Annotated in this window: 11 protein-coding genes and 1 pseudogene; 8 read left to right on the forward strand and 4 right to left on the reverse strand. The window is 64.6% G+C overall.

The genetic code is table 11. The annotated features are described in order from the left end of the window. The first annotated feature begins 294 nt into the window (after positions 1–294). From ACODR6_RS26300 to ACODR6_RS26335, 8 genes and pseudogenes are all read left to right on the forward strand, one after another. Positions 295–1344, forward strand: a complete 1050-nt coding sequence (locus ACODR6_RS26300) for a LacI family DNA-binding transcriptional regulator (protein ID WP_489025273.1) — start codon at positions 295–297, stop codon at positions 1342–1344. Next, the gene (locus ACODR6_RS26305; RefSeq protein ID WP_489025275.1) at positions 1341–2360 is read left to right on the forward strand and encodes an ABC transporter substrate-binding protein; all 1020 of its coding nucleotides are present in this window, start codon (positions 1341–1343) and stop codon (positions 2358–2360) included. The genes ACODR6_RS26300 and ACODR6_RS26305 overlap by 4 nt, the downstream gene beginning before the upstream one ends. A gap of 63 nt (positions 2361–2423) precedes the next feature. Further along, on the forward strand, positions 2424–3251 hold the full coding sequence (locus tag ACODR6_RS26310; RefSeq protein WP_489025277.1) for an ABC transporter permease: 828 nt from the start codon (positions 2424–2426) through the stop codon (positions 3249–3251). Beyond that, positions 3248–4027 (forward strand): ABC transporter permease, encoded by a 780-nt coding sequence (locus ACODR6_RS26315; protein WP_489025279.1) that lies wholly within the window; start codon positions 3248–3250, stop codon positions 4025–4027. Before ACODR6_RS26310 ends, ACODR6_RS26315 begins: the two co-directional genes overlap by 4 nt. Further along, a complete protein-coding gene (locus ACODR6_RS26320; RefSeq protein ID WP_489025281.1) occupies positions 4020–5042 on the forward strand; it encodes an ABC transporter ATP-binding protein in 1023 nt (340 codons plus the stop codon). Before ACODR6_RS26315 ends, ACODR6_RS26320 begins: the two co-directional genes overlap by 8 nt. A gap of 4 nt (positions 5043–5046) precedes the next feature. After that, positions 5047–5967, forward strand: coding sequence for a nucleoside hydrolase (locus tag ACODR6_RS26325; protein ID WP_489025282.1), 921 nt, complete (start codon positions 5047–5049; stop codon positions 5965–5967). Next, positions 5964–7754: an adenine deaminase gene (locus ACODR6_RS26330; protein ID WP_489025284.1), complete on the forward strand. Its 1791-nt coding sequence runs from the start codon at positions 5964–5966 to the stop codon at positions 7752–7754. Before ACODR6_RS26325 ends, ACODR6_RS26330 begins: the two co-directional genes overlap by 4 nt. A gap of 2 nt (positions 7755–7756) precedes the next feature. Then, positions 7757–7894 (forward strand): annotated as a pseudogene (locus ACODR6_RS26335) (endonuclease domain-containing protein); the annotation flags it as partial. Between the two features lie 4 nt (positions 7895–7898). Here ACODR6_RS26335 and ACODR6_RS26340 read toward each other — a convergent pair. The 4 genes from ACODR6_RS26340 to ACODR6_RS26355 all read right to left on the reverse strand — a co-directional run bounded on the left by ACODR6_RS26340 (position 7899) and on the right by ACODR6_RS26355 (position 12289). Beyond that, positions 7899–9068 (reverse strand): M20 aminoacylase family protein, encoded by a 1170-nt coding sequence (locus tag ACODR6_RS26340; protein WP_489025286.1) that lies wholly within the window; start codon positions 9066–9068, stop codon positions 7899–7901. Between the two features lie 95 nt (positions 9069–9163). Continuing rightward, positions 9164–10669: a tripartite tricarboxylate transporter permease gene (locus ACODR6_RS26345; RefSeq protein ID WP_489025288.1), complete on the reverse strand. Its 1506-nt coding sequence runs from the start codon at positions 10667–10669 to the stop codon at positions 9164–9166. 10 nt (positions 10670–10679) lie between these two features. Next, a complete protein-coding gene (locus ACODR6_RS26350; RefSeq protein WP_489025289.1) occupies positions 10680–11141 on the reverse strand; it encodes a tripartite tricarboxylate transporter TctB family protein in 462 nt (153 codons plus the stop codon). 164 nt (positions 11142–11305) lie between these two features. Continuing rightward, the gene (locus ACODR6_RS26355; RefSeq protein WP_112718897.1) at positions 11306–12289 is read right to left on the reverse strand and encodes a tripartite tricarboxylate transporter substrate binding protein BugD; all 984 of its coding nucleotides are present in this window, start codon (positions 12287–12289) and stop codon (positions 11306–11308) included. Between the last annotated feature and the right edge of the window lie 34 nt (positions 12290–12323).

The following is a 12323-nucleotide window of genomic DNA, read 5'->3' on the forward strand; positions in this document are numbered from 1 at the left end:
CCGTCCAGCAGATGGCCAAGGACTATGTCTCGCTCAACGTCGCCATCGGCGGTGGCTATGCGCCTGATGGTGCAAAGCCGGCTGCTGTAGCAAAGGTTGAGACCGTTTCGGTCAAGAAGAAGTAACGGTCGCTCCAAACGATCCGAGAAAAGCCCCGCTTTCGCGGGGCTTTTTTTATGTTCGCAACCTCTAATCCAGTGCGGAAAACCCGCATTGCGCTAAGATTCGATTCGACAACGCCACATGCTTCCTGTACACGCTGATTAAACGATTAATCAAACCGCACGGCAAACCATGGCTTCGTCACGCCCGGGACCGAATTTGAGCAGGATCGCGACGGCGCTCGGCGTCTCCGTAGCGACCGTTTCGAATGCCTTGTCGGGCAAGGGCCGCGTTTCCGAACAACTGGCGGAAAAGATCCGCGAACATGCCGCCGAGCTCGGCTATATCCCGAGCCAGGCGGGCCGCGCCCTGCGCACCGGCCGCAGCGGTGTCCTTGGCCTCGTGCTGCCCGATATCGCCAACCCGCTCTTTCCGAAGATCGCCCAGGCCATCGAATTTGCGGCAAAGTCCGCCGATTACGGCGTGCTGATCGCCGACTCCCGCGGCGACGTGACGGCGCAGACCGAAGCCATCAACCGGCTGATCGAGCGCGGCGTCGACGGCATGGTCGTGGTGCCGCGCCGCGCCACACGCATCTCCGCCTCCAGCTGCCCGGTCGCCGTCATCGACACGGCCTCCACCCCCGGCAATACCGTCGCCGCCGACCACTGGCAGGGCGGCCAGCAGATCGCCGCCCATCTCGCGAGCCTCGGCCACAAGCGCGTGCTCATCATCGGCAACAACCCGGAATCGAACGTCCAGAACGACCGCGCCGGCGGCATCCGCTCGGGTCTGACCGCAGGCATGAGCTCAGAAACGCTGTGGATCGAAAAGCTCGAGCAGACATCGGGAAGCGGCTGCCGGCTCGGCCTCGCCAAGAAGGCCGCCGAGGGCTTCACCGCCTTCGCCGCCCTCTCCGACCTCCAGGCGCTGCGTGCGCTCACCGAACTGCAGCAGGACGGCATCAATGTACCGGCCGACGTCAGCGTCACCGGCTTCGACGACCTGATCTGGTCGCCTGTTGTCACCCCGGCGCTGACCACGGCGCGCATGGACATGGACCGGATCGCCGAGATCGCCATTTCGGCGCTGCTGAAGGTGATCATGGAGAACGGCACCCGCGAGGGGATCATCGTGACTGCCGAGACCGATCGCGTGCCGATGCAATTGATCGTGCGCCAATCCTCTGGGCCTGTGAGCCCGGCAAAACAAAACCTGACAGATGGAGAACTCCTGACATGAAGACCCTCATCGCATCTGTAGCGCTGCTGGCGCTCTCCCCGCTCGCCGCCTCGGCGCAGGAACGTACGCTGACGATCTCCGTCTATGCCTTCGCTCAGGACGACTTCAAGACGATCGTCTACGATCCCTTCGAGAAGCAGTGCGGCTGTAAGCTGGTCGTCGAGACCGGCAACAGCGTCGAGCGCCTTGCCAAGATGGAAGCCAACAAGGCAAACCCCGTCGTCGACATGGCCGTCGTTTCGATGGCCGATGCGCTCTCCGCCACCCGCAAGGACCTGATCGAGAAGATCGACACCTCCAAGCTCACCAATTTCGCCAAGCTCTACGACATCGCCAAGGATCCGAACGGCGACGGCATGAGCGTCGGCTACACTTTCTATGCCACCTCGATCGCCTACCGTTCCGACAAGATGAAGATCGAGTCCTGGGCTGATCTCCTGAAGCCGGAATATGTCGGCCATCTCGCCTTCCCGAATGTCACGACCAACCAGGGCCCGCCGGCGCTCTTCATGCTTGGCCAGGCGCTCGGCAAGGATACGCCCGACCTGAAGGGCGCCATCGAAGCCGTCGGCGAGAAGAAGGACGACATCGTCACCTTCTACGAAAAGTCTTCGCAGCTCGTGCAGTTGATGCAGCAGGAAGAAATCTGGGCCGCCCCGATCGGCCGCTTCTCCTGGGCGGGCTTCACCAAGCTCGACGTTCCCGTTGCCTGGGCAACACCGAAGGAAGGCCAGACCGGCGGCATGAACGTCATGATCCTCACCAAGGGCTCGAAGAACCAGGACCTGGCGCTGCAGTTCATGGATTTCTGGCTCTCCACAGACATCCAGACCAAGCTTGCCGAAAAGCTGGTCGACAGCCCCGCCAACAAGGAAGTGAAGCTGTCGGAAGCCGCCGCCAACAATCTCACCTATGGCGAAGAGACGGCGAAAAGCCTGAAGCTCATTCCCTCGGCCGTGGCGCTCGACAACCGCGACACCTGGCTGAAGGAATGGAACAACACCGTCGGCCAGTAAGCCATCCATCGCCGGTCCCGGCCTGCCGGGACCGTTTCCTTCCCGCCTGAGAAAAGGCTCCCGATGTTTCAGAACAGAGCAGAATCTTTGGCGCTTGCGCTGCCGGCGGCGGTCTTCGCCGCCGTGGTCTTCCTGCTGCCCGTCGCCATTCTTCTCTCCGAAGGCTTTCATGCCGATGGCGCCTGGACGCTGTCGGCCTATACCGGCTTCTTCTCCGAGCAGCTGAACCGTACGGTCTTCATCCGCACCTTCAAGCTCGGGCTCGAAGTCACCGCCGTCTCCGCCGTCATCGGCTATGCCGCGGCCTTTGCGATCGTCAATCTGCCGCCGAAGGGCAAGGGCCGGATGATCGGCCTCGTCACGCTGCCGCTGATGATCTCGCCGGTCGCCCGCACCTATGCGTGGATCGTCATCCTTGGCCGCACCGGCATCGTCAACCAGGTGATCACCGGCCTTGGCTTCAGCGACGAACCGCTGCGCCTGCTCTTCACCGAGACCGCCGTCTTCATCGGCCTCCTGCAGCTCTTCCTGCCCTTGATGATCCTGTCGCTGATCAGCGCGCTCGAGAACATGCCGAAGGACGCGATCCCGGCAGCCCGCGTGCTCGGCGCCAACTGGTTCCAGGTGTTCTGGAAGGTGATCCTGCCGCTGACCAAGGAAGGTCTCGTCGTTGGCGGCACGCTCGTCTTCACCGGCTCGCTGACCGCTTACATCACGCCTGCCGTCCTCGGCGGCTCCAAGGTGCTGATGCTCGAGACCCTGCTCTATCAGCAGGTCTCTGTCTCCAACAATTTCGTCTCGGCCAGCGTCATCGCCTTCATGCTGATCGTCATGAGCTTTGCCGCCAACATCCTCTTGAAACGCCTGGCGACCGCGAGGAACAAGCGATGACATCCCGCCTCTTCCCGCTCATCGTCCTCGGATTGCTGCTGACCTTCCTGATCGGCCCATTCCTGATCATCATCGCCGCGTCGCTTTCGGCCGGCGATACGCTGGCCTTCCCGCCGCAGGGCCTGTCGCTGAAATGGGTCGCGAAGGTCTTCACCATCGACAGCTTCCGCGAGAGCTTCGCCATGTCGATGTTCCTCGCCGTCTTCGGCACGCTGTCGGCCCTCATCCTCGGCATTCCCGCCGCCTACGCCCTGTCGCGCTACAAGCTGCCTTTCGGCGAAACGGTCCGCACCATCGTTTCCCTGCCGATCATCGTCCCCGGCATCATCGTCGGCCTGGCGCTGCTGCGCTATCTTGTCGTGCCCTTCGGCTTCAACATCACGCTGGCGCTGTTCTTTGCGCATACGGCGCTGGTGCTGCCCTATGCCGTGCGCGTCGTTTCAGCGAGCCTCAACAATCTGCGCTCGGATATCGAGGAAGCGGCCGTGCTGCTCGGCTCCTCGCGCACCGGCGCCTTCTTCCGCGTCGTCATGCCGAATATCCGCGGCGGCATTCTCGCTGCCTTCATCCTCGGCTTCGTCACCAGCTTCAATCAGGTGCCGGTCTCGCTGTTCCTCTCCGGCCCCGGCGTGCGCACCCTGCCGATCGACATGCTGGGCTACATGGAAACCACCTACGATCCGTCGATCGCAGCGCTCTCCTCGCTGCTCGCCTTCCTGTCCATCGGCATCGTCTTCCTTGCCGAACGCTTCCTGGGATTCTCGCGTTATGTCTGATGCCTATCTTCAACTCGACAAGCTGACGCTGGCCTACGGCGATACGGTCGCAGTGAAGGACCTCGACCTCACGATCGAACAGGGCGAGCTCGTCGCCCTGCTCGGCCCCTCCGGCTGCGGCAAGACGACGACGATGCGCTCGATCGCCGGCCTGCTGACGCCCGCCTCCGGCCGCATCAATCTCGACGGCGACGACATCACCCGCGTTTCGGCCAACAAGCGCAATGTCGGCCTGGTCTTCCAGTCCTACGCCCTCTTCCCGCATCTGACGGTTTACGAAAACGTCGCCTTCGGCCTGCGCCTCAAGGGCGTCTCCGGTCAGGATCTCGACAAGCGGGTCACCGCGGGCCTGAAATCGGTCGGCCTTTCGAGCTTCGCGAGCCGCAAGCCCGCCGAACTCTCCGGCGGCCAGCAGCAGCGCGTGGCGCTTGCCCGCTCGATGGTGATGGAGCCGAAGGTACTGCTGCTCGACGAACCGCTGTCGAACCTTGACGCCCGCCTGCGCCTGGAAATGCGCGCCGAACTGCAGCGCGTCCAGAAGGAGACCGGCGTGACGATGATCTTCGTCACCCATGATCAGGTGGAAGCGCTGGCGCTTGCCGACCGGATCGTCGTGATGCTGAACGGCGGCATCGAGCAGATCGGCACGCCCGAAGATATCTACAACCGCCCCGTCTCCGCCTTCGTCGCCGATTTCGTCGGCTTCGAGAACGTCTTCAAGCTCGAAGGCGGCAAGCTCGTTACACCAAACGGTCCAGTCGATTTGCCGGCTCCTGCGCCTCAGGCGGCAGGGCTGGTCTGGCGGCCGCGCACGGTCATCCTTGGTTCCGGTCCTTTCCAGGGAACTGTGCGCGGCACCTCCTATGCCGGCAACACGCGGGAATACCTGCTGGACACGCCGCTCGGGCCGATCAAGGCGGAGGTCGATGCAGGCCTCGCGGCCCATGCGATCGGCACCGCACTTTCCTTCGACCTGCCGCTCGCCGCGGCAGCCAGCCTCTCGCGTTTCGGGTGATATGATGGGTGTCTGGATCGATACCGACATGGGCTTCGACGATATCGCCGCCATTCTGGTGGTGGCACGGTCGAAGCTTGACATAGACGGCATTTCGCTGGTCTTCGGCAACACGCCGCTGCCGCAGGTGAAGGTCAATGCGGCAGGCGCCACACAGGCTTTCGGCTGGACTTTCCCCATCCACAGCGGCCGCGCCAATCCGGTGATCGGCAAGATCGAGACCGCCCAGGCGATCCTCGGCGATACCGGCATCCCGACTGCAGGCAAGAGCCTCCCGGCCGCAGCACCTCTCCCAGAAAGCGACGCCTTCCTGGCGCTCTGCCGCTGGCTGGAAGGGGATGGCCCGCACCGCATTCTGGCGCTCGGACCGCTGACGAATATCGCCGCCCTCGCGCTGGCCCGCCCCGATCTCGCCGCCCGCATCACCGAGCTCACCTGGATGGGTGGTGGGGTAACGATCGGCAATCACACGGCCTCCGCCGAGTTCAACGCTCTTGCAGACCCCGAAGCGCTGGCGATCGTCATCAGCCACGGCCTGCCGCTGAAGATGATCGATCTCGATCTCTGCCGCAAAGTCCTGGCCCGCCCGGATGACGTCGCGCCGATCCGCCAGGCGGGCGGCGCCAACGCGGCGCTGATCGCCGACATGCTGGCTGGCTATATCGATATCGGCGTCAGCCGCGGCCGCGCGGCGATGGCGATCTACGATCCCTCCGCCGCCGTCGCCTTCGTGGCGCCGGAGCTCGTGACCTTCCGCGCCGCGCGCATCGATGTCGAGCTTGCCGGCCAGTTCACCCGCGGCCGCACCGTCGTCGAGACCCGCGCCACGCATGCCGCGCCCAATGCCGAATTCGCCGTCGATATCGACGTCGAGGCCGCGCGTGCGCTCATCCTCGGCGCGCTCGCAAGCGAGGCCGGCAGATGAGCTCTCCATTGCGACCGGAACCCGCCGACCTCAACGATCCCCAACTGCGCGCCCGCGCCGTGGCCGCCGCCCGCGGCGACCTGCCGTTCGACGTGCTGATCTCAGGCGGAAAGCTGCTCGATGCGGTCACCGGCCTGATCCGCGAAGCCGACATCGGCCTCACGGGACCGCTGATCGCCAGCGTCCACGCGCCGGGAAGCCGCGCTGACGCGCTTGAGATGATCGACGCCACGGGCGCCATCATCACGCCGGGCCTGATCGATACGCATATGCATGTCGAAAGCTCGATGGTCACGCCTGCTGAATATGCCCGGGCAGTGCTACCGCGCGGCGTAACGACGATCCTCTGGGATCCGCATGAATTCGGCAATGTCCACGGCCTCGACGGCGTGCGCTGGGCGATCGAGGCATCCTCCGGCCTGCCGCTCAGGATGATCCTGCTGGCGCCCTCCTGCGTCCCCTCCGCACCCGGCCTCGAACGAGCCGGTGCGGATTTCGATGCATCCGTGATCACCGAAATGCTGCGCTCGCCCGCCGTCGGCGGCGTTGCCGAAGTCATGAACATGCGCGGCGTCATCGAAGGCGATCCGCGCATGACGGCGATCGTCAATGCCGGGCTCGCATCCGGCAAGCTCGTCTGCGGCCATGCCCGCGGCCTCGAAGGCGCCGATCTCAAGGCCTTCATGGCCTCCGGCATCACCTCCGACCACGAACTGACCTCCGGCGCCGACCTCCTGCAGAAGCTTGCGGCCGGAATGACGATCGAGCTGCGCGGCTCGCATGATCACCTGCTGCGCGAATTCGTCGAGGCGCTGGATGGCATCGGCCACCTGCCGCCGACCGTGACGCTCTGCACCGACGACGTCTTCCCCGACGAACTGCTCGATAGCGGCGGCCTCGACGACGTGATCCGCCGCCTGGTGCGCTACGGCATGAAGCCGGAATGGGCGCTCCGCGCCGCCACCTTCAACGCCGCCCAGCGCCTGAAGCGCAGCGATCTCGGCCTCATCGCCGCAGGACGGCGCGCCGATATCGTGCTCTTCGACGACCTCACCGATTTCAGGGCACGGCTGGTGATCGCCAATGGCCGCACGATCGCGCGGGATGGCGCCATGACCGTGCCGCTGAAGCCGCTCGACACTGCGCCGCTGATGAACTCGGTCAAGCTTCCAGCGCTCGGCGAAGACGATTTCAAGGTCCGCTCCGAGGGCAACCGCGTCCGCGTCGCCACCATCGACCGCCCGCGCTTCACGCAATGGGGCGAAGCGGAAACCACCGTCGAGCATGGCTTCGTCGTGCCGCCTCAGGGCAGCACGATGATCTCCGTCGCCCACCGGCATGGCCTTGCCGCCCCTCGCCCGCGCACCGGCTTCCTGACCGGCTGGGGCGAATGGCACGGCGCCTTCTGCACCACGGTTTCGCATGACAGCCACAACCTCACCGTCTTCGGCGGCAATACCGCCGACATGGCCACAGCCGCAAATGCCGTGATCGCAGCAGGCGGCGGCATGGCGGTCGCGAGCGATGGCGTCATTCTGGCGCTGTTGCCGCTGCCGCTCTCAGGATTGGTGACCGAGGCCTCGCTTGCCGAGACGGCAAAGGGTTTCCGCGATATCCGCCAGGCGATGGAAAAGATTGTCACCTGGCAGCCGCCCTACCTCGTCTTCAAGGCCTGCTTCGGCGCCACGCTCGCCTGCAACATCGGCCCGCATCAGACGGATATGGGGATTGCGGATGTGCTGACTGGGAAGGTGATGGAGACGCCGGTGCTGGAGATAGTGTCGTAGGCTTGGAGGGTGTGGCCCCCTCATCCGCCTGCCGGCACCTTCTCCCCGCTGGGGAGAAGGGAAACCCGGAGCGGGCCGCACGTCCCTTCTCCCCTCGGGGAGAAGGTGCCCGAAGGGCGGATGCGGGGGCCGAGCCCGCAAACCTCACCCAGCCAGCTCCCGCTCCACCAGCTTCACCCAGTAGGCCGCGCCAAATCCCAGCGCCCCATCGTTGAAATCATAAGCCGTATTGTGGTGCAGCGCCCCATGCACGGCCGGCCCGTTCCCGAGCCACACATAGCACCCCGGCGCATTCTGCCCGAAGAAGGCAAAATCATCGCCCGCTGTCGACGGCGGAAAGCTGGTGCGGACCTTCGCGCCAAACACCTCGCCTGCAGCGCCAAGCGCCCGCGCCGTCGCATCGGCATCGTTGACCACAGGCGGAATACGCCGCTCGAAGCCGTAGTCTGCAGCAATGCCGAACATCTGCGCCGTGCCCTGCGCCAGTCGGCCGATCTCTTTTTCCAGCTGATCGCGCACCTCGGGTGAATAGGCCCGCGCCGTGCCGCCGATCTCGACCGTATCGGGGATGACGTTCAGCGCCTTCGGATCCCCCGCCTGCAGCGAGCAGGCGCTGACGACGGCCGGCTGCAGCGGATCGACGACACGGCCGACGATGGTCTGCAGCGATGAAAGAAAGGTGCCCGCCGCGGTGATCGGGTCGCGCCCGAGATGCGGCTTGGCGCCATGCGTGCCGGTGCCGCGGAAGGTGACACGCCAGCTGTCTGATGAGGCAAGCTGCGGCCCCTCGACGACGGCGATCTCATCGACATCGAGCCCCGGCATATTGTGCAGTCCATAGACGGCATCGCAGGGGAAGAGCTTGAACAGCCCCTCCTCGACCATCCGCCGCGCGCCGCCGCGTCCCTCTTCGGCCGGCTGGAAGATGAAATGCACCGTGCCCGAAAATCCCTTGGTTTCAGCCAGATAGCGCGCGGCACCGAGCAGCATCGTCGTGTGCCCGTCATGACCGCAGGCATGCATCTTTCCTGGGATCGTCGATTTGTAGGAGCGCTCGGCAATCTCCGGCATCGCCAGCGCATCCATATCGGCGCGCAGGCCGATGCTGCGCGTGCCATTGCCGACCTGCAGTGTACCGACGACGCCGCTGGTGCCAAGCCCGCGGTGAACCTTGATACCGGCCTCCTCCAGCAGCTTGGCGACGATGCCGCTGGTGCGCTCCTCTTCGAAGCCGAGCTCGGGATGCGCGTGAAGATCACGGCGAAGCGAGGTGAGGAAGGGTAGATCGTCCTTGATCCGGGCGGGAATGGTCATGAGCCGGGATGTCCTGTGCATGCGAAAACGGGCGCCAGAACGGCGCCCGTCTCAGGTATCCCTTTGTTCTACAAAGAGGCAGTGAGTTCAACCCCTCACGTTTCCTCGACGAAGACCTCCTCGCGCTTCTTCTTCACGCTCGGCAGGAAGACGATGATGAGAACGGCAAGCGCGATGGCGAGCAGCGTGGCGCTGATCGGCCGGGTGACGAAGGTCGTCGGATCGCCGCGCGACAGGATCATTGCGCGCCGCAGGTTCTCTTCGAGCAACGGCCCGAGCACGAAGCCGAGCAGCAGCGGCGCCGGCTCGCAGCGCAGCTTCGCCAGCACGTAACCGATCAGGCCGAAGAAGGCGACGGCATAGAGGTCGTAGACGTTGGAATTGACGCTGTAGACCCCGATCGAGCAGAAGGCCATGATGACGGGGAAGAGCACGTAATAGGGCACCGTCAGCAGCTTCACCCAGAGGCCGATCAGCGGCAGGTTCAGGATGACGAGCATCAGGTTGCCGATCCACATCGAGGCGATGATGCCCCAGAACAGCGCCGGCTGTTCGGTCGCGACATTCGGCCCGGGCACGATGCCCTGGATGATCATCGCGCCGACCATCAGCGCCATGACCGGGTTGGCCGGAATGCCGAGGGTCAGGAGCGGAATGAACGAGGTCTGTGCGCCTGCATTGTTGGCCGATTCAGGACCGGCAACGCCTGCGACCGCACCATGCCCGAATTCCTCCGGCTTCTTCGACGAACGCTTCTCCACCGTATAGGAGGCGAAGGATGCGAGGATCGCGCCGCCGCCCGGCAGGATGCCGAGCGCCGAGCCGATCGCCGTGCCGCGAAGGACCGGCGCGATCATCTCCCTGAATTCCTGCTTCGAAGGCAGAAGACCGGTCACCTTGTTCATCAGCACCGTGCGCGTCGACTCGCCTTCGAGATTGCGCAGGATTTCGGCGACGCCGAAGACACCGACCGCAAGCGCCACGAAGTTCAGCCCGTCGGCATATTCACGGATACCGAGCGTGAAGCGCGGGGTGCCGGTATAGATATCGGTGCCGACGAGGCCGAGCAGCAGGCCGAGCGCCACCATCGCCAGCGCCTTGATGACGGAGCCATGGGCCAGCGCGATCGACGAGACGAGGCCGACGATCATCAGCGAGAAATATTCCGGCGCGCCGAATTTCAGGGCGATCTCGGTCAGCGGCGGAGCGAAGATGGCGACGAGGAACGTTGAGACCGTACCGGCGAAGAAGGAGCCGAGTGCTGCGATCGCAAGTGCGGCCCCGGCCCTCCCCTTGCGGGCCATCTGGTATCCGTCGATCGCCGTCACCGCCGAGGAGGACTCACCCGGCATGTTGATGAGGATCGCCGTGGTCGAACCGCCATATTGCGCACCGTAATAGATGCCGGCGAGCATGATCAGCGAGGAGACCGGCTCCAGCTGGAAGGTGATCGGCAGCAGCATGGCGATCGTCGCCGTGGCGCCGATGCCGGGGAGAACGCCGATGAGCGTGCCGAGAAGGACGCCGATAAGGCAGAAGAGCAGATTTGCCGGCGTCGCCGCCGTTGCGAAACCGAGCGCGAGATTGCTGAAAAGTTCCATCGCCGTCTCCTTAGAACCGGGTCCACGGACCGAAGCGCTCGAACGGCAGGCCGAGGCCATAGCTGAACACCGCAACCGAGAACACCGTGAGCCCAAGCGACAGGATCAGCGCGTAGAAGACATTCATCTTCTGCGAGGCGAAACAGGCGACGAAGGCGGCGAGGAACAGCGACGGCGCAAAGCCGAGGCCGCGAACCGTGAGCCCAAACAGGACGGGTGCCGGAAGAATGAAGAGCATCCCGCGCCAGGCAAAGGGATCGATCGGCTCGCCCTCGACGCGCAGCGCCTGGATGAAGACGATACCGCCGAGGATGACCAGCACCGCCGAAAGCACCAGCGGGAAATAGCCCGGCCCCATGCGCAGCGCGGTGCCGAGCTCGAGCGTGAGGGACTGATAGGCGAAGAATGCGCCGGTCGCGACCAGAAGCGCGCCGCAGATCGCATTTGTGGTGTCGAATGTGACAGATTTCATGGTGTCTCCGTGGGGTTGGAGAGAGTTGGCGTCGAAGCGAGTAGCCCCCTCATCCGCCCTGACGGGCACCTTCTCCCCAAGGGGAGAAGGGAAGCCGCGTCCCCTCTCCCCAGCGGGGAGAGGGTTAGGGTGAGGGGGGCTCCGCACTCGACGTTGGCGGCCAATCAGTCGGCGTATTCGCCGGCAGCCTCGATCACCGGCTTCCAGCGGGCGATTTCGGTCTCGAGCTTGGTCTTCAGCGCAGCCGGCGTCGCGTCGGCATCCGGCGACGGCGCGGTGCCGAGTTCGGCGAAGCGCTTGACGACGTTCTCGTCCTTCAGCGCCACCTGCAGCGACTTCGACAGGCGCTCGTTGATTTCGGCAGGCGTGCCCTTCGGCGTGTAGACGCCGTGCCAGATACCGACCTCGAAGCCCGGCAGACCGCCCTCGACAGCGGTCGGAACGTCCTTGAGGACATCGAGGCGCTTCGGCGAGGTCACGGCATAGGCCTTGATCGTGCCGCCCTGGATCTGCTTCGTCGTGTTGGTGGTCTGGTCGCACATGATATCGACCTGGCCGCCGAGCAGATCCGTCATCGCCGGACCGGTGCCCTTGTAGGGAACGGTCGTCAGCGGCGTCTGGATGGCGCTCATGAACATCATGCCGCAGAGATGCGAGGCAGCGCCGATACCGGCATTGGCGTAGGTAACCTTGTCCTTGTTCGCCTTGACGTATTCGACGAGGCTCTTGAGGTCTGCCGGTTCGAAATCCTTGCGGGCAACGATCGTCATCGGAACGTCGGTGACGAGACCGACATATTCGAAGGCGTTCAACGTGTCATAGGCGAGCTTGCGGTAGAGCGTGGCCGATGTCGCCATGCCGATGTGATGCAGCAGGATGGTGTAGCCATCCGGATCGGCAGCGGCAACGCGGCCGGCGCCGAGCGTGCCACCGGCGCCGCCGACGTTCTCGACGACGATCTGCTGGCCGAGATCCTTCGACATGGATTCGGCTACGAGGCGCGCGACTGTGTCCGTCGGGCCACCGGCCGCGAAGGGCACGACCATGGTGATGGTGCGTTCAGGATAGCCCTGTGCGGATGCACCGGCAGCGAAAAGAGAGACGGCAGCGGCCGCCGTCATGCCAAGCATGGCCTTGAAGAGTTTCATCGTTTTCCTCCCTGATGAAAACAGGCTCCGCCGG

This window comes from Rhizobium sp. FG96, assembly GCF_057808655.1.

Excerpts from the sequence above, each read along its gene's own strand:
- ACODR6_RS26300 (WP_489025273.1), top strand. The coding sequence starts at position 295 with ATGGCTTCGTCACGCCCGGGACCGAATTTGAGCAGGATCGCGACGGCG.
- ACODR6_RS26305 (WP_489025275.1), top strand. The coding sequence starts at position 1,341 with ATGAAGACCCTCATCGCATCTGTAGCGCTGCTGGCGCTCTCCCCGCTC.
- ACODR6_RS26310 (WP_489025277.1), top strand. The coding sequence starts at position 2,424 with ATGTTTCAGAACAGAGCAGAATCTTTGGCGCTTGCGCTGCCGGCGGCG.
- ACODR6_RS26315 (WP_489025279.1), top strand. The coding sequence starts at position 3,248 with ATGACATCCCGCCTCTTCCCGCTCATCGTCCTCGGATTGCTGCTGACC.
- ACODR6_RS26320 (WP_489025281.1), top strand. The coding sequence starts at position 4,020 with ATGTCTGATGCCTATCTTCAACTCGACAAGCTGACGCTGGCCTACGGC.
- ACODR6_RS26325 (WP_489025282.1), top strand. The coding sequence starts at position 5,047 with ATGGGTGTCTGGATCGATACCGACATGGGCTTCGACGATATCGCCGCC.
- ACODR6_RS26330 (WP_489025284.1), top strand. The coding sequence starts at position 5,964 with ATGAGCTCTCCATTGCGACCGGAACCCGCCGACCTCAACGATCCCCAA.
- ACODR6_RS26340 (WP_489025286.1), bottom strand. The coding sequence starts at position 9,068 with ATGACCATTCCCGCCCGGATCAAGGACGATCTACCCTTCCTCACCTCG.
- ACODR6_RS26345 (WP_489025288.1), bottom strand. The coding sequence starts at position 10,669 with ATGGAACTTTTCAGCAATCTCGCGCTCGGTTTCGCAACGGCGGCGACG.
- ACODR6_RS26350 (WP_489025289.1), bottom strand. The coding sequence starts at position 11,141 with ATGAAATCTGTCACATTCGACACCACAAATGCGATCTGCGGCGCGCTT.
- ACODR6_RS26355 (WP_112718897.1), bottom strand. The coding sequence starts at position 12,289 with ATGAAACTCTTCAAGGCCATGCTTGGCATGACGGCGGCCGCTGCCGTC.